Source organism: Bacteroides sp. HPS0048 (assembly GCF_964240755.1).
GTDB lineage: Bacteria > Bacteroidota > Bacteroidia > Bacteroidales > Bacteroidaceae > Bacteroides > Bacteroides nordii.
Map to the genome: position 1 here is coordinate 1 of NZ_CAXSVC010000057.1, position 18,047 is coordinate 18,047.

Below are 18,047 nucleotides of genomic sequence, written 5' to 3' on the forward strand. Positions count from 1 at the left end.
TTAATATTCAATTAAATAACAATAAGAAAAGTACATATGCAATAGTAATTTATTTAATGCGTCGGCCCTGCACCGAGAAAAGGAACGTTCCTTACTGAGAAAGCCAAAGTACAACACCGGGCAAGGGGATCGATGCCGTTTAAGGGCACTTCGGCCATCGAAAAGATAGGGCTGTAATCTTCGTTCTTGGATATAAATCTATTTACGATTAGACGATTGACGATGTACGATTGGGATCACTCTGTCTCTAACATCGCTGAAACAGGCTTTTAAAGAGTAACTTCAATCGTACATCGTAAATCGTCTAATCGTAAATAGATTCATTTCTGCTCAGTATAATCTCCGTTCGCCTTAATTAGCTCAATCAATTTCTCTACAGCTTCTTCTTCCGGAATATTTTTTTCTATGCATTCCTTCTGTTTGTAGAGGCTGACTTTGCCTCGTCCGGCACCTACATATCCATAGTCAGCATCTGCCATTTCTCCGGGACCATTCACAATGCATCCCATAATACCTATTTTCAATCCTTTCAGGTGAGAAGTAGCTTCTTTAATACGGGCAATGGTGCTTTGCAGATTGAACAACGTTCGTCCACAACCCGGACAAGAAATATATTCGGTTTTGGAGGTACGGATACGTCCGGCTTGCAGAATACCGAAAGCGGTGGCATCTACAATAGCATGTGGGAGTAATCCCTGATTGAACAGAAAGATACCATCACACAAACCATCAAATATCAATGCCCCCATATCAGCAGCAGCTTTGATTTGCAAATCTTCCGCATCCTCTTCCTGATAATGCTGAAAGAAGATAACCGGGTTTTTCAATCCTTCGGACATCAACTGGTGTACTAAGGCACGGTGCTCTCCAATACGATTCGGATGATTACTTTGAGAGATAATAACCACTTCCGGGTGTGTTTTGAGACAGGCAATCACTTCATCTGTCTGTGCCATATACGGCATGAATAAGAATTTTAATTCTGCCTGGCACATGCCCATCAGTGGAAGTTGAGAGTAATTGAATGCCGGCCATGTGCCTTCTTCTCCTGTCCATACATCGGCATCAAGGATATATTCAACATTGGCTTCCCGTATGGCGGGAAGTTCTCTTCCTGCATAAATATAATCGGGTGTAAATTGCGGATTGACTTCTGTCTTTCCGTCCATGCGGTCGGCAAGGACAACAGGAAGGTTGTTTCCACCAATATTTCGGATGGCATTCGTTTCCCGGCGGGTAGGAGAGAGGTAGTTGAATTCAGGTGTTTCTATTCCGGGGATATAAGGGTGATCCTGGCGGGTAAGGATGTAATCTACTAACTTACGTGCTACAGGAATTTCCGCTTCTGGTTCTTCACTTAAAGAGACACGGATGGTATCTCCCAATCCATCTGCTAACAATGCTCCTATTCCCAATGCCGATTTGATGCGTCCGTCTTCTCCGTCTCCTGCTTCTGTAACTCCTAAATGTAGAGGAAATGCCATCCCTTCCTTTTCCATTACGGCTACCAACAGACGAACAGTTTTTACCATTACGACCGTATTGGAGGCTTTGATGGATATTACTACATCCTTAAATTTTTCATCTATACAGATACGCAGAAACTCCATACATGATTCCACCATACCTTCGGGAGTATCACCATAGCGAGACATGATACGGTCGGATAATGAACCGTGATTTACTCCGATACGAATTGCCGTATGATTCTCTTTACAGATATTCAGAAAAGGAATGAAGCGATCACGGATTTTCTGTAATTCTTGCGCGTATTCCTCATCCGTATATTCCAATTGCTTGAAGGTACGTCCCGGATCTACATAGTTTCCCGGATTGATACGTACTTTTTCGGCATATTGTGCTGCCACATCAGCCACTTTGGGGTTGAAATGTACATCGGCGACAAGTGGTACCATATATCCCTGGCTGCGTAGCCCAATGTTGATATTCATCAGGTTCTCTGCCTCCTTGATACCTTGTGTTGTAAGGCGTACATACTCGCCACCTGAATCTACAATACGTTTCGCCTGCTCTACACAGGCTTCTGTGTCCTGAGTCGATGTGTTGGTCATCGACTGGATACGGATAGGATTAGGGCCGCCCAATGGAACGGCCCCAATATTTACTTCTGATGTTTCTCTCCGGGAGTAATTGAATAAATCCACGATTTTATTTACGATTAGACGATTTACGATTAGACGATTTACGATTGAACGATTTACGATTGAAGATACTTCTACCGATTAGACGAAGCGTTAATCATCTTGTTAGCATCTTCAATCGTAAATCGTAAATCGTCCAATCGTAAATCTAATTGGTTTTATATTCAAACTTAACCTCTTTAAGTTCCTCGTTAGCTTTTACAATTTTTTTCTTCAAGCCTTCTTTGTAAGCTGCAAATGTATCAGCCAGTTCAGTATTGCTTAATGCTAACATTTGTACTGCCAGGATAGCGGCATTCATTGCTCCGTTGATAGCTACAGTAGCTACCGGTATTCCCGGAGGCATCTGGATGATAGAATACAGGGCGTCAACACCGTCTAGAACAGAACCTTTGATAGGTACTCCGATTACAGGCAAAGTGGTATTGGCGGCAATTACGCCTGGAAGGGCAGCAGCCATACCGGCAGCGGCAATAATAACTTTAATACCGCGTGAACGGGCATTTTTAGCAAACTCCTCTACTGCTTCCGGAGTACGGTGTGCAGAAAGAGCGTTCATTTCGAACGGTACATGCAAATCATTGAGTAGCTGTGCTGCCTTTTCCATTACAGGAAGGTCGGAAGTGCTACCCATGATGATACTTACAATTGGGGTCATGATTTTATTTACAATTTACTATTTACTATTTAGTGGTACGATGATCACTAACCACTATTCACTAATTGTTAATCACTGCCTTATATGCTTCAGCATCGAGCAGGTCTTCAATATCTTTTAGATTGGCAGGTTTCATCTTGATAAGCCATCCTTCACCATATGGATCTTTATTGACCAGTTCAGGATTTTCTTCAAGACTTTCATTCTGTTCTATTACTTCACCTGCTACCGGTAGAAAGAGGTCAGAGATGGTTTTCACCACTTCAATTGTTCCGAAAGTTTCATTCGCCTCCAGTGATTCACCCACTGTGGGGATATCAACAAATACAATATCGCCCAATTGTTCCTGGGCATAATCAGTGATACCTACATAAGCCATATCTCCTTCTACACGAATCCATTCGTGCTCATTGGTGTACTTTAAATTTTGTGGGAAGTTCATAATAATTAGTTTTTATGGGTTTATATTCATGTTAAAATAAAAATATCCGGAATAATACGTTACTTAGTGGATGCAGTACCAATAGTGCACAGATAAATCCTACACCGAAGCCCGAGAGTACTTCGCCTAGAGAATGATGTCTCAGAATAATCCGTGCCGAACCTAACACACCGGCTACTAGAATAAACAGGCATAGCCACCAGACAGGATTATAACCAAACAATTCGCTGAATGAAATCAATCCACCAATAATACCACCTATGCCAGCCATGTGTTCACTGAGTTTCCATTTCAGATTTACAATGATACAGATAATCTGAACCACCAGTGCAGACAGTATAATACCAGTCATATACCAGGGAATATTCAGCTTGTGCATCATCAACAGACAGAATATATAAGAGATGATGGTAAGCGTAAAAGGAATGTACCGTTTTTTTCGTTCACTCAATTCCTGCAAGGCAAAACCATTGATTTTGCGAAACAGGAAAATTGTGATGGTTGGCATCAGTATAGTAAAACAATATACGATTCCCAATACAATAAGTTTATACTGCAAGGGCATGATACGAAGGTAAGAGAATAAGAACAATACCAGAAAAGCCAGAAAAGGGATAGAAAACGGGGTTAGTATCCACGATGTAATCTGTGCCGTTCTGATAAGCGTTTTATCTGCAATGATATGTTGCTCTACGTTTGCTTCTCCCATGATGGAGCCCTTTTATTGTTAATTATTAATATCTTTAATTACTTTCTTAGTCTGGCCACTGGTATATTCAGTTGCTGACGATATTTAGCTACGGTACGCCGTGCAATAGGATATCCTTTTTCTTTTAAGATCTCGGCCAGTTCATCGTCAGTCAGTGGTTTCTTTTTATCTTCGTTGTCAATACACTCTTTTAGTATTTTACGTATTTCACGTACTGACATTTCCTCGCCGTCTTCGGTAGTATATCCATCACTGAAGAAAAATTTCAGCGGATAGATTCCAAAATTTGTTTGCACATACTTGCTGTTGCTAACACGTGATATGGTTGAGATATCCAGTCCCGTACGTTCGGCCACGTCTTTCAGGATCATAGGGCGAAGCAATGATTCGTCCCCTTCAAGAAAGAAAGGGCGTTGCAGGTCGATAATAGCCTGCATGGTAGTCATTAATGTATTCTGACGTTGCTTTACTGCATCGATAAATCCCTGGGCAGCATCCATTTTCTGTTTCAGAAACATCATTGCTTCTTTGGATTCTTTAGATTGATTGGCTCTGTTTTTCGTATGCTCCTCTACCATTTCGGTGAAGTCACGGCTCATACGAAGTTCCGGTATATTCCGGTTATTGAGATTGACGCTGATAGAGCCGTCATCATAGGTATCTACAATAAAGTCGGGAACGATTTGCTGCATGTTACGACCGATGGCTTCACCCAATGAAGCACCCGGCCGAGGGTTTAACTTTGTGATTTCAGAGATGGCAGTGTTGAAAAGCTCTTCTTCGCATCCCAGTTTCTTTATTATCTTATCCCAGTGTTTACGTGTGAACTCTTCGTAACATTCATTGATAATTCTCTGTTCCAGCATAAGTGCCTTATCCGGCTTACCTTTTTCCAGCTTTCGTTGGAGTTGTATAAGTAAGCATTCCTGGAGGTTACGTGCACCAAGTCCGGCCGGGTCGAAGTCTTGTATAATACATAAAGCCTCTTCCAGTTCCTCTTCGGTAGCGTTGATACCTGCATAGATAGCCAGCTCATCGCTGATACTTTCAAGTGATTTGCGGAGCAGGCCGTCATCGTCCAGTGAGCCGATAAGGTATTCTGCCAGTTCACGCTGATGTTCTGTGAGGTTACGTTCACTCAACTGTTCTCTCAATATTTCATAAAAAGAAGTAGCGTCAGAAAAAGGAATTTCCTCTGCCTGCTCACCTTTGGAACGGTTGTTTTCTTGTAATTTATAATCAGGGATGTCGTCTTCGTTTAGATAGTCGCCCAGGGAATCATATTCATTGGCATCACTTTCTGCTTCCGGATCGTTACTGTTACTTTCATCCGGATCATCGGCAGCCGCTTCTTCTCTACCTTCTTCAAGAGCTGGATTTTCCAATAATTCGGCGTGTACACGGTCTTCCAGTTCTACGGCGGGAAGCTCCAATAGCTTTACTACCAGAATCTGCTGCGGAGAGAGCGTTTGTATCTGCTGCTGCGCCTGGGATTGTATTTGACGGGAACCTTGTGCCATAAATATTTTATTTTCTACATTCGGTTATATCTCGCTACAAAAGTAACTTTTTCACCACAGATTACACAGATTAGAAGGATTATTTTTCTTTCTATAACGCTAAATTCTCTATCTTTGTTGCACTAACTTAAAAAATAGAACATTATGTTTGGTAAAGAAACGTATGTGCAGCGCCGGGCCCTGCTGAAAAAGAAATTAGGCTCCGGGGTGTTGTTGTTCCTGGGGAACGACGAGTGTGGGCTGAATTATGAGAGTAATACCTTCCGTTATCGTCAGGATTCTACTTTTCTTTATTATTTCGGTCTTCCGTTTGCAGGACTTTCTGCCATTATCGATATTGACGATGAAAAAGAAATTATATTCGGTGATGAACTGACAATTGATGATATTGTATGGATGGGTGTCCAGCCTACTCTGAAAGAGAAGAGTGAACGTGTAGGAGTGACGCGTACTTTACCATCTGTTGAAATTGTAAACTATTTGCATCAGTGTGTACAAAAGGGTAAATCAATTCATTATCTTCCTCCTTATCGCGCTGAGCATAAACTGAAACTGATGGATTGGTTGGGTATACCTCCTGTACGTCAGGAAGGTTCGGTACCTTTTATCCGTGCGGTAGTTGAACAGCGTAATCATAAATCAGCTGAGGAAATTATTGAAATAGAGAAGGCTTGTGATGTGACTGCAGATATGCATATTACTGCAATGAAGGTGCTTCGTCCGGGTATGAAAGAGTTTGAAGTAGTAGCTGCTATGGAGGCTGTTGCTGCCGCTGCAGGTTGTGAACTTTCTTTTGCAACCATTGCCACCATCAATGGGCAGACCTTGCACAACCATTACCATGGTAATACCGTAAAGTCCGGAGATCTGTTCCTGATTGATGCAGGAGCTGAAACAGAAATGGGATATGCCGGAGATATGTCGTCTACTATACCTGCTGATAAGAAATTTACTACCCGCCAGCGTGAAGTCTATGAGATTCAAAATGCAATGCATCTGGAATCAGTGAAAGCGCTTCGTCCGGGTATTCCTTATATGGATGTGTACGACTTGTCAGCCCGTGTGATGGTAGAGGGCCTGAAAGGACTGGGTTTGATGAAGGGTAATGCCGATGATGCAGTACGTGAAGGAGCACATGCTTTGTTTTATCCACATGGATTAGGACATATGATGGGACTGGATGTACATGATATGGAGAATCTGGGTGAACTTTGGGTAGGGTATAATGGCGAACCGAAGAGTACTCAGTTCGGTCGTAAGTCGCAGCGTTTGGCCATTCCTTTGGAGCCGGGCTTTGTACACACTGTAGAGCCGGGTATTTATTTTATCCCTGAACTTATTGATATGTGGAAAGCCGATAAAAAGTTTGCTGATTTTATCAATTATGATAAAGTAGATACTTATAAGAACTTTGGAGGAATTCGTAATGAAGAGGATTATCTGATAACTGAGACCGGTGCCCGTCGCTTAGGTAAGAAAATTCCGTTGACTCCTGAAGAGGTGGAAGAGATTAGATAGAATTGAGAGGGGAGAATGGAGAAGGGAGAAGTACTATGCAGCATGATAGCGCAGCTTACTTCTCCATTCTCCCCTCTCCCTTCAATAACTCCCCATGTTTTTCTTTGCCGATTTTACAATTGTGACCAAAAGGGCTACAAGTTCGTCAGCATCTTGATAGATAGATTGAAATATGTCATCAGAAAGATAATTGGAGTCATGTAGGAGGCGGAGCCAGTAAAGAGTTTCGTTTGCTTCTTTAAGAGCGATACTTGCTTTGTTTATAAAATAGCTTTGCTCTGTGCGTGTTGGCACTCCGCATATAAAGCTCCAATAGCAGTACCGCTACGTAGCACCTGTTTTGACAGAACGTATTCACGCTGTTTTTCCGTTAGATAGCGATACATATTCACTATTCTCAACGCAAACCCATACGATTTCTGTGCCGCCACATTTCCCTCTTTTCCTTCTCCATTCTCCCCTCTCCCTTCTATTAAGCGTGTAGCTCTAATATAAACCGACTTCCTTTTGTATAGCTTGTATCCAAAGTCAGGCTGCCGTTCATTTTTGTAGCAATAAGTGAACATATAGGCAATCCCAGGCCATCTCCTTGTGTGAGGTCTTTCACTTCGGTAAAAGGTTTGAAGATCGTTTCCTGTTGTTCAGTGGGAATACCAGTACCGGTATCAGTTACAATAAACTGATGAGTATGCGCTCCACGTTTTTTGAAGTCGAGACTGATGCGTCCTTCTTGTGTGTAATAAGCTGCATTTTGCAGTAAATGAAGAAGTATACGCTCCAGTTGTTCTTTATTGGTTTTTACTTGGAGTTTTGGTGCATTTACAGAAGTGGTAACTTCGGCTTTAATGTTACTTTTCACTTTTTCCATTACTTCTTCGCAAAAAGTACTGGCGTTGATATCGCTCATTTCGTAGGGATCAGTCAACGAATTTTCCAGTGAAGAAAGTTCTTGTATATCATCGCTAAACTTTTTCAATGCACCTACCTGCGTCTGCATCTGCTGTGATTGTTGCGGCGCTTTGTCTGAAAGTTCACTTGCTGAGGCAGCCAGTGTGTCCAGAGTCGGTTCCATCTGTGAAGATATATTTTGAATGAATTTGGTTTTCAATTCATTGTGTTCGTTGGCTATTTGTATGCTTTTCTTGAGTTTACGGTTTCCTGCCATAAAACGTAGTAATACAACTGCAAGAAGCACCAATGCTGCAATAAGAATAACAACCAGTGTGCAAAGTCCGATGATAATATACTGTTTGGCAGACAGTGTGTCGTCTTTTTCTTGTATCGTCAGCTGACTTTCGTCATATTTCCTTTTCAATACATTCAATTCATCTTGTGCGGTGAGTGCTTTTACAGAGTCGGTCCATACAATATAATTTTCATAAGTACGTCCCATCAGTGCGGCATTATTCGCTTTGCGGGCAATGGATATCAGATTTTTGTAGCACTCGTCTACTTTCTCATAATTCTTTTTTTCTTTGTATTGATTGATGAGTTTGCGGAAACAAGCATCTCCTTGTGTATTAAGGCCAAAGGTGTAATAATAATTGGCCTTGGTATAGAGTAAATCCTCACTTATTGAGTCATTTTTAGCAAGATTGGCTGTTTCTTCCAGCTTGTCCAATTGTAATTTGGCCTGTGCTGCATTTTTTAGTGCGATATACATTTGCAGGCGCTCTTTGGTAATTAGAAACCGTAGGTCGTGCAAAGCTTTCTTGGTTTTCTGTTCACCTGCCCACACTAATTGGTCCATGTCGCGGCAGAGTTCGAAACCTTCTTTATAAAAATTCTCACGTATATAGAGTCCGTTGGCTTGAATACCACATTCTACAGCCTGCGGATAATCTTCGCGGGTAGCAAATGCCTCGTACGCTTTTTTAAAAAGATAACGTGCCTTGATATAATCTTTTTGGCTCAGGCTACTTTGAGCTTGTTCCTTTAATTCCTGTGCTCTGCTTTTTGTATTCTGCGCATGACTTAATGTGCTAAAGCAGAGCATAATCACAATGATAGCTACGGGTGTTTTCATTTTTATTGCTTGTTTAATTGACACAAATTTATAATAAATTCGGGACTTAAAACAGAAAATAGGTATAAAAAGGCAGGATTATCTGCAATGGCAGATAATCCTGTAATATGATTAATACTTAAAACTGCTTCCTCCCAGAAACTCTCTTAATAGCGAAGTCGGTGGAATCTCTTTGTCCTGAACAGGAATAAAGTATTTGATAAACTTCAACAGGCGGTATGCCTCACAATACTCCGGGCAATTGCGGGGTACTCCCATTAAGATAGGTTCGGCGTGAAGACGCAATACTGCAAACTCAAAGAGTAGGGCGGAGTTGAACATCACATCCGCATTTTCCTGATAGGGGAATATCCATTTATCTTCTCCGGCGCGTACACTGGGCCATCGTGAGATGGTTTCTTGTGCTGAATATCCACGGTAGTTGAAGTCGCGGATAATGCGGCGAAGCAGACGGTTGTCTGTGGTAGGGATCCAGTTATGATCGTCCAGTGAGATGGTTGTTAGTGCCGAAACGTAGATTTTGAACTTGTTTTCTTCCGGGATATGTGGAGTCAACTCAGGATTCAGGGCATGAATACCTTCCAAGATTAAGATGGTATGTTTATCTATTTTTAGTTTATCTCCTTTATATTCTTTCTTTCCGATACTAAAATTGAAGCGGGGAAGTTCAACTTCCTCTCCGCGGAGCAGGGCTTGAAGCTGTTGATTAAACAGATTCAGATCCAGCGCATACAATGATTCATAATCATAATTTCCATTTTCATCAAGAGGAGTTTCTTCGCGGTCTACAAAGTAGTTATCCAATGAAATGGGATAGGGCTTTAACCCGTTTGTCATCAACTGAATGGAAAGGCGTTTACTGAAAGTGGTTTTTCCCGAAGAAGACGGGCCGGATATCAATACCAGTTTTACGCGGTTTCCATTTTCTCCGCGATGAAAGATCGTGTCGGCTATCTGGGCTATTTTCTTTTCCTGCAATGCTTCGGCTACATTAATCAGATCGGTGGCATGTCCCTCTTCACAGGCCAGGTTAAAATCGCCTGCATTGGTTATTCCCATGATATTGCTCCAGTTCAGGTATTCTTTGAATACGTCGAGCATTTTCTCTTGTTTCACCACTTCTTCAAGTACATCCGGATTTTCTTTATTGGGGATACGCAACAATAATCCGTCGTAGTACTTCACCAGATCGAATAGTTTGATGAATCCGGTACTGGGCAAAAGATTACCATAGTAATAGTCAATGGTATCTCCTAAAGTATAATAATAGGTATAAAGTGAACCGGAGGTTTCCAATAGCTTTACCTTATCGTTCATTCCGTGCTCACTGAAAATGCGTACAGCTTCCGTTGTATGGCACTCAATCCTGTGATAAGGAATATTTTCGGCTATAATCTCTTGCATCCTCTTTTTGATGAGTGACACATCTTCTAATGTAATAGGGCGTCCGATACGTAGATTGCAGAAATAACCTTTTGATACGGGGTGTTCTACGAAAAGTTTTCCTTCCGGGAATAATTCGCTGACAGCTTTATATAGCACAAAACAAAGTGAACGCACATACGTACGCATTCCGGAGGAATCTCTTACGTCCAGAAATTCTACGTCTTTATTATTATATACTCTGAAATTAAGACCTTCGGAACGATTATTTACCTTGGCGCTAACTACTTGATAGGGAAAATTAAGATTAAAACCGTAATAAATATCCAAAAGTGAACTGCCAATAGGGAATTCTCTATAAATATTATTATTTTTGCAACATATTTGTAACATCTGTTTCATTTTGGCTTTTAAAGAAGTAATTTGAATTGGATAAATATATGATATAATCGATTAGAGAACAAACAACTATTAAAATAATTATAGATGGAATATTCTTTTTATGATTTTTTAAAACTCATCGGTTCGTTAGGACTTTTCCTGTATGGGATGAAGATAATGAGTGAGGGTTTGCAAAAAGTCGCAGGTGACAGATTGCGAAGCATTCTGACAGCAATGACCACCAATCGGGTAACAGGGGTTTTAACAGGAGTGTTGATTACAGCCCTTATTCAGTCCTCTTCGGCAACAACAGTGATGGTGGTTAGTTTCGTTAATGCGGGATTGCTAACACTGGCAGAGTCTATCAGTGTAATCATGGGAGCCAATATTGGTACTACGGTTACGGCATGGATTATTTCAATATTTGGATTTAAGGTCGATATGTCGGCTTTTGCTCTTCCTCTTCTGGCTTTTGCCCTTCCACTTATCTTTTCTAATAAAAGTAACCGTAAGTCTATCGGAGAATTTATCTTTGGTTTTTCTTTCCTTTTTATGGGGCTTTCTTTTTTGAAAAATAATGCTCCCGATCTGAATGCCAACCCAGACATGTTAGCTTTTGTACAGAACTATACGGATATGGGTTTCTTTTCAGTGTTGTTATTTCTTTTTATTGGTACCATACTGACCATGATTGTGCAAGCTTCTGCTGCAACAATGGCAATAACATTAATTATGTGTGCTAATGGCTGGATAAGCCTCGAATTGGGAGCCGCTCTTGTATTGGGAGAGAATATTGGTACTACCATAACAGCTAACCTGGCTGCCCTGACTGCCAATTCTCAAGCAAAACGAGCCGCCTTGGCACACTTTGTTTTTAATGTATTTGGTGTGATTTGGGTATTGATTATTTTTCATCCTTTTATGGAATTTGTCAATTGGGTGGTGGATACATTCTTCCATCCGGGAAATTCAGAAGTGGCTATTTCTTATAAATTATCTGCTTTCCACTCTATTTTTAATATATGTAATGTGTGTTTATTGATATGGGGTGTGAAACTGATAGAGCGTACTGTTTGTGCTATCATTCGTCCGAAAGAAGAAGACGAAGAGCCTCGCTTGCGGTTTATCACTGGCGGCATGTTGTCTACAGCAGAGCTTTCTATCCTTCAGGCACGTAAAGAAATTCATTTGTTTGCTGAGCGTACGCACCGTATGTTTGGCATGGTACAGGACTTATTACATACGGATAAAGACGATGATTTTAATAAAGTGTTCAGTCGCGTAGAAAAATATGAGAATATCAGTGACAATATGGAACTGGAAATCGCGAACTATCTGAATCAGGTTTCTGAAGGTCGTTTAAGTTCGGAAAGTAAGTTGCAGATACGTGCTATGCTACGCGAGGTGACGGAGATTGAGAGTATTGGAGACAGTTGCTATAATCTTGCACGGACCATTAATCGTAAGCGCCAGACTAATCAGGACTTCACGGAGAAACAGTATGAGCACATTCACTTTATGATGAAGCTTACTAACGATGCTTTGGAGCAAATGATTGTAGTAGTAGAGAAACCCGAACATCACAGTATTGATGTAAACAAGTCATTTAATATTGAGAACGAGATTAATAACTACCGCAACCAACTGAAAAATCAGAATATTCTGGACGTGAACAATAAAGAATATGATTATCAGATGGGAGTTTACTATATGGATATTATTGCCGAATGTGAGAAGCTGGGCGATTATGTAGTCAATGTAGTAGAAGCGAGTAGTGATGTGAAAGAGAAGAAACTGACATAGGAGTGATAAGCGGATTAGTGATTAGTGATAAACGGGTTAGTGATTAGTAATTAGTTCACTGCGTTGTAACCGCATGGCACTAATCACTAATCACTAACCCGTTCATCACTATTCATTATACTCTTCAAAGTCTTCTTTCCCCACTCCGCAAAGAGGACATACCCAATCATCCGGGATGTCTTCAAAAGCTGTTCCTGGTTCAATACCACTGTCAGGATCGCCCATTTCCGGGTCGTAAATGTAGTCACACACGGTGCAAATATACTTCTTCATATTTCTTTTTTAAAGTTTACTACAAATATAACATAAAAAATATACAGATTGTTCATTGCCCTTTCTTTTTTTACCATAGAAAAAAGGTATCTTTGCGGTATGTATTTGGATAATAAGTAACCGGTTGATAAAAGAATAATGAGAATGGAAATAGGTTTAGTTATTTTATGTTCAGTTCTTTTAGTTGCCTTTCTTTGGGAAAGAAGAAAAGCAGTACAGGTGCGCCGGGCATTAAAAAAAGAGGTGGATGAACTGAGAAAGACAAGCTATATTGCAGGGGCAATATTGCAGAGTGTACATGCTTTTGTTTTACTGATAGACTCAGGTTTTGTTGTGTTGAAAACAAACTATTACAGACGTACAGGCATTAAAAAAGGAGCTGCGGAGAAGAAAGTGGGAGATCTGTTGCAGTGCCGTAATGCGATGTCTGCATCAGGTGGGTGCGGAACACATGAGCTTTGTGGTTCTTGTCCGGTACGTCGTGCCATACAGGAGGCTTTTGATAAGAAGAAGAGTTTTACAGATTTGGAAGCTACCTTAAACGTGTGTACCTCTGGTTATGAATCCGTAGAATGCGACGCTGTTGTTTCCGGAACTTATCTTTTGTTAAACGGTGAAGACCGGATGGTGATCACTGTCCATGATATCACTCGTCAAAAGCAGGCAGAGCGTGCATTGGCAAAGACTAAAATGCACGGAAATGTTACTCCTTAAAAAAAATTAATAAACATTCTATGCCGATTTAATGTTGTATTTTTGCAACCTAAATTTAACGCATGTATCTGAATGACTGCAAAAAACAATGACTATTATCATTTAGGCCTTACAGATAGTGAGGTCTTGGAAAGTCGGGAAAAAAATGGTGTAAATCTATTAACACCTCCTAAACGTCCTTCTCTTTGGAAACTTTATCTGGAAAAGTTTGAAGACCCTGTTGTACGCGTACTGCTCGTTGCTGCTGTTTTCTCTCTGATTATTTCGATTATAGAGAATGAGTATGCTGAGACTATCGGTATCATAGTTGCTATTTTGCTGGCTACTGGTATCGGTTTCTTTTTTGAGTATGATGCAAGCAAAAAATTTGATTTGCTGAATGCTGTCAACGAAGAAACACTTGTAAAAGTGATTCGTAACGGACGAATTCAGGAAATCCCCCGAAAAGACATTGTAGTAGGAGATATTGTAGTGCTTGAGACCGGTGAGGAGATTCCTGCCGATGGTGAGTTGGTGGAAGCCATCTCTCTACAGGTCAATGAATCCAATCTGACGGGTGAGCCGGTTATCAATAAGACGATTGTCGAAGCTGATTTTGACGACGAAGCGACTTATGCCTCCAACATGGTGATGCGGGGTACGACGGTAGTTGATGGTCACGGTATGATGAAGGTGCTTCGTGTTGGTGATGCTACGGAAATCGGAAAGGTAGCCCGGCAAAGTACGGAACAGAGTGGTGAACCTACTCCGCTGAACATACAACTTACCAAACTGGCCAAACTGATAGGTAAGATTGGCTTTACTGTAGCAGGAGCTACTTTTATCATTTTTGTTTCAAAAGACTTATATCACTATATTTCGGCCAATGAAATCGTAGGTTGGCATAACTATATGGCCATAGCCCAGATAGTACTGAAGTACTTCATGATGGCTGTTACATTGATTGTAGTTGCGGTACCCGAAGGTTTGCCGATGAGTGTGACGCTCAGCTTAGCTCTGAATATGCGTCGCATGCTTTCTACCAACAATCTTGTGCGTAAAATGCATGCTTGTGAGACGATGGGAGCTATTACCGTTATCTGTACGGATAAGACTGGTACGCTGACTCAGAACCAGATGCAGGTACATGAACCGAATTTCTATGGATTAAAAGATGGAGGTGTACTTGCCGGTGATGATATCAGCAAATTGGTGATAGAAGGTATCAGTGCCAATTCTACCGCTTTTCTTGAAGAAACCGGTGAAGGTGAAAAACCAAAAGGTGTAGGAAATCCTACGGAAGTAGCATTGCTTTTGTGGCTCAACGCTCAACAACAGAACTATCTGGAATTCCGTGAACAGGTTACTGTACTGGATCAGCTGACTTTCTCTACCGAGCGTAAGTTTATGGCTACTTTGGTACAGTCTCCCCTTATTGGTAAAAAAGTGCTATATATAAAAGGTGCTCCCGAAATTGTACTTGGAAAATGTAAGGAGGTAATCCTCGACGGCAAGCGGGTGGATACGGTTGAATATCGTTCTACGGTAGAAGAGCAGTTGTTGGGCTATCAAAATATGGCAATGCGTACGTTAGGATTCGCTTTTAAAATAGTGGATGATAATGCACCTAATGATTGTGTCGAGTTGGTTGCTGCCAATGATCTTAACTTCTTAGGGGTTGTTGCTATCTCCGATCCGATTCGTCCTGACGTTCCGGCTGCTGTGGAAAAATGCCAGTCGGCAGGTATTGGCATTAAGATTGTAACAGGCGATACTCCGGGTACGGCTACTGAGATAGCCCGTCAGATAGGACTTTGGAATTCCGAAGATACGGAACGTAACCGGATTACCGGTACTGCCTTTGCCGAGTTGACCGATGAGGAAGCTCTGGACAGGGTGATGGATTTGAAGATAATGTCTCGTGCCCGTCCTACTGATAAACAACGTCTGGTGCAGTTGCTGCAACAGAAAGGGGCTGTAGTTGCTGTAACCGGTGACGGAACCAATGATGCTCCCGCATTGAACCATGCACAAGTAGGACTTTCAATGGGTACGGGAACTTCCGTAGCCAAGGAAGCCAGCGATATTACTTTGCTTGACGATTCGTTCAACAGTATCGGTACGGCTGTGATGTGGGGACGTTCGCTTTATAAAAATATCCAGCGATTTATCGTATTCCAGCTTACAATCAACTTTGTTGCACTGCTTATCGTATTGCTCGGTTCATTTATGGGCACAGCTTTGCCGCTGACCGTGACTCAGATGTTGTGGGTGAACCTGATTATGGATACATTTGCTGCTCTGGCATTGGCTTCTATTCCGCCAAGTGAAACCGTGATGAATGAAAAGCCCCGTCGCAGCACTGATTTTATTATCAGTAAAGCGATGCAGTACAATATATTCGGGGTCGGTACCGTTTTCCTGATAGTATTGTTGGGTATGATTTACTATTATACGAATGCTGAAGGTGGAATGACCGTGCACCGTCTTACAATCTTCTTCACTTTCTTTGTTATGCTGCAATTCTGGAATCTGTTCAATGCCCGTGTGTTTGGAACAAACGACTCGGCATTTAAGGGACTTTCCAAATCGTATGGCATGGAGCTGATTGTGATTGCTATCCTTGGCGGACAGATTCTGATCGTACAGTTTGGTGGGGCAGTATTCCGTACCGAACCGCTCGACTGGCAGACGTGGCTGATCATAATAGGTATCTCATCACTCGTTCTGTGGGTGGGAGAACTAATCCGCTTCGTTCAGCGTTTAATACATAAATAAAAGATGAAAAGAAAAGGAATAAAAAACCTTCTTATTGATTTTGGGGGCGTGTTGATAAACCTCGACCGCCCGCGTTGTATTGAGAATTTTAAAAAATTAGGATTGCAAAATGTAGATGAACTGTTGAATGTTTATCATCAGCAGGGTATCTTTATGCAGCAGGAGAAGGGATTGGTCACTCCTGCTGAATTTCGTGACGGTATCCGGCAGATGGTAGGGAAGCCATTAACAGATCAGCAGATTGATGATGCCTGGAATACTTTTCTGGTGGATATCCCTACTTACAAACTTGATTTATTGCTGAAACTTCGCGAAAAGTATGTGGTTTATCTGCTGAGTAACACCAACGATATTCATTGGAAGTGGTCTTGTGAGAATGTTTTTCCTTATCGTGGTTTCCAGGTGGAAGATTATTTTGAAAAGATATATCTTTCGTTTGAGATGAAGATGGTAAAGCCCGATACAGAGATATTTGAAACAGTACTTGCAGATGCCAATATCGACCCGAAAGAGACTTTTTTTATTGATGATTCGGAGGCGAACTGTCTGGCAGCCCAAGCATTGGGTATTTCTACTTATACGCCGCAGGCAAACGAAGACTGGAGCCATATCTTTAATTAAACCGATTTTACTGACTGATGCAGATTATTCGTAATATACCGGGTACATTACTCGAGCCATGTGTGGCTACCATTGGATTTTTCGATGGAGTACATACAGGTCACCGTTTCCTTATTGAACAGGTGAAGGAGGTAGCTGCTGCCCGCGGGTTGCGTTCGGCTTTGATTACTTTTCCTGTTCATCCCCGTAAGGTGATGAAGGCCGATTATCATCCGGAATTACTCACTACACAGGACGAAAAGATTGCATTACTGGCTGAAACCGGAGTAGATTATTGCATTATGCTCGATTTTACTCCGGAGGTATCCTGGCTTACTGCCCGGGATTTTATGACTACCATTTTGCAGGAACGCTACCGGGTACAATCGCTTGTAATTGGTTACGATCACCGCTTTGGACATAATCGTAGTGAGAGTTTTGAAGATTATTGCCGTTACGGAGAAGAAATCGGTATGCAGGTAGTTCTTGCGCGCGCGTATATATATAAGGAGATTCATATCAGTTCTTCCGTGATTCGTGATTATCTCCATCAGGGAGATGTTAAGATGGCTGCGCGTTGTCTTGGGTATGATTATTTTTTGGATGGGACGGTGGTTAGCGGTTATCAGGTTGGACGTAAAATAGGCTTTCCAACAGCTAATCTCAGTGTAGACGATCCTGATAAGCTTGTCCCTGCGGATGGAGTATATGCTGTGCAAGTCAGTTTTGATGGATGTACCTATGCCGGTATGTTGAATATTGGTCATCGCCCTACACTTAATAATGGGATGAATCGAAGTATTGAAGTTCATATCCTTCATTTCCATTCAGATATCTATGATAAATTTATTCGTATCTCTTTTGTGCAATACATCCGTCCTGAGATGAAATTTGACGGAATAGAAGGACTTATTGCACAACTTCATAAAGATGCAGCGGCGGTAGAAATTTTGTTGCTGTAAATGCATGATAATCAATGCTTAAAAGAATGTACATTTTTGATACATAAGAATGTACATTCTTGTGGTTCTTCTTCAATTTAGTTGAAAAAGACATGTTCCATCACCATCTTAATTCTTAGCAACTCTAATCCTGCCCTTC

At 41.4% G+C, this 18,047-nt stretch carries 14 protein-coding genes and 1 pseudogene; 6 read left to right on the forward strand and 9 right to left on the reverse strand.

Annotation, left to right across the window (positions count from 1 at the left end; genetic code table 11):
- Positions 1-320: 320 nt before the first annotated feature.
- From ACESQI_RS23485 to rpoN, 5 genes are all read right to left on the reverse strand, one after another.
- The gene (locus ACESQI_RS23485) at positions 321-2,165 is read right to left on the reverse strand and encodes a 4-hydroxy-3-methylbut-2-en-1-yl diphosphate synthase (protein ID WP_373127324.1); all 1,845 of its coding nucleotides are present in this window, start codon (positions 2,163-2,165) and stop codon (positions 321-323) included.
- 145 nt (positions 2,166-2,310) lie between these two features.
- Complete coding sequence (gene purE / locus ACESQI_RS23490; protein ID WP_002558194.1) at positions 2,311-2,820, reverse strand: 5-(carboxyamino)imidazole ribonucleotide mutase; 510 nt, start codon at positions 2,818-2,820, stop codon at positions 2,311-2,313.
- A 61-nt stretch (positions 2,821-2,881) separates the two neighbouring features.
- Positions 2,882-3,262, reverse strand: coding sequence for a glycine cleavage system protein GcvH (gcvH, locus tag ACESQI_RS23495; RefSeq protein WP_002558193.1), 381 nt, complete (start codon positions 3,260-3,262; stop codon positions 2,882-2,884).
- A 31-nt stretch (positions 3,263-3,293) separates the two neighbouring features.
- Positions 3,294-3,971 carry a hypothetical protein gene (locus ACESQI_RS23500; protein ID WP_002558192.1) on the reverse strand — a complete coding sequence of 226 codons (678 nt, stop codon included), beginning with the start codon at positions 3,969-3,971 and terminating at the stop codon, positions 3,294-3,296.
- A 38-nt stretch (positions 3,972-4,009) separates the two neighbouring features.
- Positions 4,010-5,491, reverse strand: a complete 1,482-nt coding sequence (gene rpoN, locus ACESQI_RS23505; protein WP_195661130.1) for an RNA polymerase factor sigma-54 — start codon at positions 5,489-5,491, stop codon at positions 4,010-4,012.
- A 144-nt stretch (positions 5,492-5,635) separates the two neighbouring features.
- Between rpoN and ACESQI_RS23510 the strand changes: the two genes are divergently transcribed.
- Entirely contained in the window at positions 5,636-7,009 is a 1,374-nt protein-coding gene (locus tag ACESQI_RS23510) for an aminopeptidase P family protein (RefSeq protein ID WP_373127326.1), read from the forward strand.
- A gap of 81 nt (positions 7,010-7,090) precedes the next feature.
- Here the strand turns inward: ACESQI_RS23510 and ACESQI_RS23515 are convergent.
- The 3 genes and pseudogenes from ACESQI_RS23515 to ACESQI_RS23525 all read right to left on the reverse strand — a co-directional run bounded on the left by ACESQI_RS23515 (position 7,091) and on the right by ACESQI_RS23525 (position 10,820).
- Positions 7,091-7,440 (reverse strand): annotated as a pseudogene (locus ACESQI_RS23515) (four helix bundle protein).
- A 41-nt stretch (positions 7,441-7,481) separates the two neighbouring features.
- Positions 7,482-9,005, reverse strand: a complete 1,524-nt coding sequence (locus tag ACESQI_RS23520; RefSeq protein ID WP_373127328.1) for a sensor histidine kinase — start codon at positions 9,003-9,005, stop codon at positions 7,482-7,484.
- Positions 9,006-9,146: 141 nt separating this feature from the next.
- The gene (locus tag ACESQI_RS23525; protein WP_195448942.1) at positions 9,147-10,820 is read right to left on the reverse strand and encodes a nucleoside kinase; all 1,674 of its coding nucleotides are present in this window, start codon (positions 10,818-10,820) and stop codon (positions 9,147-9,149) included.
- Positions 10,821-10,904: 84 nt separating this feature from the next.
- Between ACESQI_RS23525 and ACESQI_RS23530 the strand changes: the two genes are divergently transcribed.
- The gene (locus tag ACESQI_RS23530; RefSeq protein WP_002558187.1) at positions 10,905-12,602 is read left to right on the forward strand and encodes a Na/Pi cotransporter family protein; all 1,698 of its coding nucleotides are present in this window, start codon (positions 10,905-10,907) and stop codon (positions 12,600-12,602) included.
- Positions 12,603-12,710: 108 nt separating this feature from the next.
- Here ACESQI_RS23530 and rd read toward each other — a convergent pair whose 3' ends face one another.
- Positions 12,711-12,875: a rubredoxin gene (gene rd, locus ACESQI_RS23535; protein ID WP_002558186.1), complete on the reverse strand. Its 165-nt coding sequence runs from the start codon at positions 12,873-12,875 to the stop codon at positions 12,711-12,713.
- Positions 12,876-13,019: 144 nt separating this feature from the next.
- On the opposite strand from rd, the gene ACESQI_RS23540 reads away from it, so the two are divergent.
- The 4 genes from ACESQI_RS23540 (at position 13,020) to ACESQI_RS23555 (ending at position 17,908) form a co-directional block, all read left to right on the forward strand.
- Positions 13,020-13,589 (forward strand): hypothetical protein, encoded by a 570-nt coding sequence (locus tag ACESQI_RS23540; RefSeq protein ID WP_002558185.1) that lies wholly within the window; start codon positions 13,020-13,022, stop codon positions 13,587-13,589.
- Positions 13,590-13,661: 72 nt separating this feature from the next.
- The gene (locus ACESQI_RS23545) at positions 13,662-16,346 is read left to right on the forward strand and encodes a calcium-translocating P-type ATPase, PMCA-type (protein WP_373127327.1); all 2,685 of its coding nucleotides are present in this window, start codon (positions 13,662-13,664) and stop codon (positions 16,344-16,346) included.
- 3 nt (positions 16,347-16,349) lie between these two features.
- Positions 16,350-16,967 carry an HAD family phosphatase gene (locus tag ACESQI_RS23550; RefSeq protein ID WP_122201779.1) on the forward strand — a complete coding sequence of 206 codons (618 nt, stop codon included), beginning with the start codon at positions 16,350-16,352 and terminating at the stop codon, positions 16,965-16,967.
- Between the two features lie 17 nt (positions 16,968-16,984).
- On the forward strand, positions 16,985-17,908 hold the full coding sequence (locus ACESQI_RS23555) for a bifunctional riboflavin kinase/FAD synthetase (protein WP_320907894.1): 924 nt from the start codon (positions 16,985-16,987) through the stop codon (positions 17,906-17,908).
- Positions 17,909-18,047: the final 139 nt, after the last annotated feature.

Bases quoted from the DNA above. Each gene is read 5' to 3' on its own strand.
- purE (WP_002558194.1), bottom strand. From the start codon at position 2,820: ATGACCCCAATTGTAAGTATCATCATGGGTAGCACTTCCGACCTTCCT.
- gcvH (WP_002558193.1), bottom strand. From the start codon at position 3,262: ATGAACTTCCCACAAAATTTAAAGTACACCAATGAGCACGAATGGATT.
- ACESQI_RS23500 (WP_002558192.1), bottom strand. From the start codon at position 3,971: ATGGGAGAAGCAAACGTAGAGCAACATATCATTGCAGATAAAACGCTT.
- rpoN (WP_195661130.1), bottom strand. From the start codon at position 5,491: ATGGCACAAGGTTCCCGTCAAATACAATCCCAGGCGCAGCAGCAGATA.
- ACESQI_RS23510 (WP_373127326.1), top strand. From the start codon at position 5,636: ATGTTTGGTAAAGAAACGTATGTGCAGCGCCGGGCCCTGCTGAAAAAG.
- ACESQI_RS23520 (WP_373127328.1), bottom strand. From the start codon at position 9,005: ATGCTCTGCTTTAGCACATTAAGTCATGCGCAGAATACAAAAAGCAGA.
- ACESQI_RS23525 (WP_195448942.1), bottom strand. From the start codon at position 10,820: ATGAAACAGATGTTACAAATATGTTGCAAAAATAATAATATTTATAGA.
- ACESQI_RS23530 (WP_002558187.1), top strand. From the start codon at position 10,905: ATGGAATATTCTTTTTATGATTTTTTAAAACTCATCGGTTCGTTAGGA.
- rd (WP_002558186.1), bottom strand. From the start codon at position 12,875: ATGAAGAAGTATATTTGCACCGTGTGTGACTACATTTACGACCCGGAA.
- ACESQI_RS23540 (WP_002558185.1), top strand. From the start codon at position 13,020: ATGGAAATAGGTTTAGTTATTTTATGTTCAGTTCTTTTAGTTGCCTTT.
- ACESQI_RS23545 (WP_373127327.1), top strand. From the start codon at position 13,662: ATGACTGCAAAAAACAATGACTATTATCATTTAGGCCTTACAGATAGT.
- ACESQI_RS23550 (WP_122201779.1), top strand. From the start codon at position 16,350: ATGAAAAGAAAAGGAATAAAAAACCTTCTTATTGATTTTGGGGGCGTG.
- ACESQI_RS23555 (WP_320907894.1), top strand. From the start codon at position 16,985: ATGCAGATTATTCGTAATATACCGGGTACATTACTCGAGCCATGTGTG.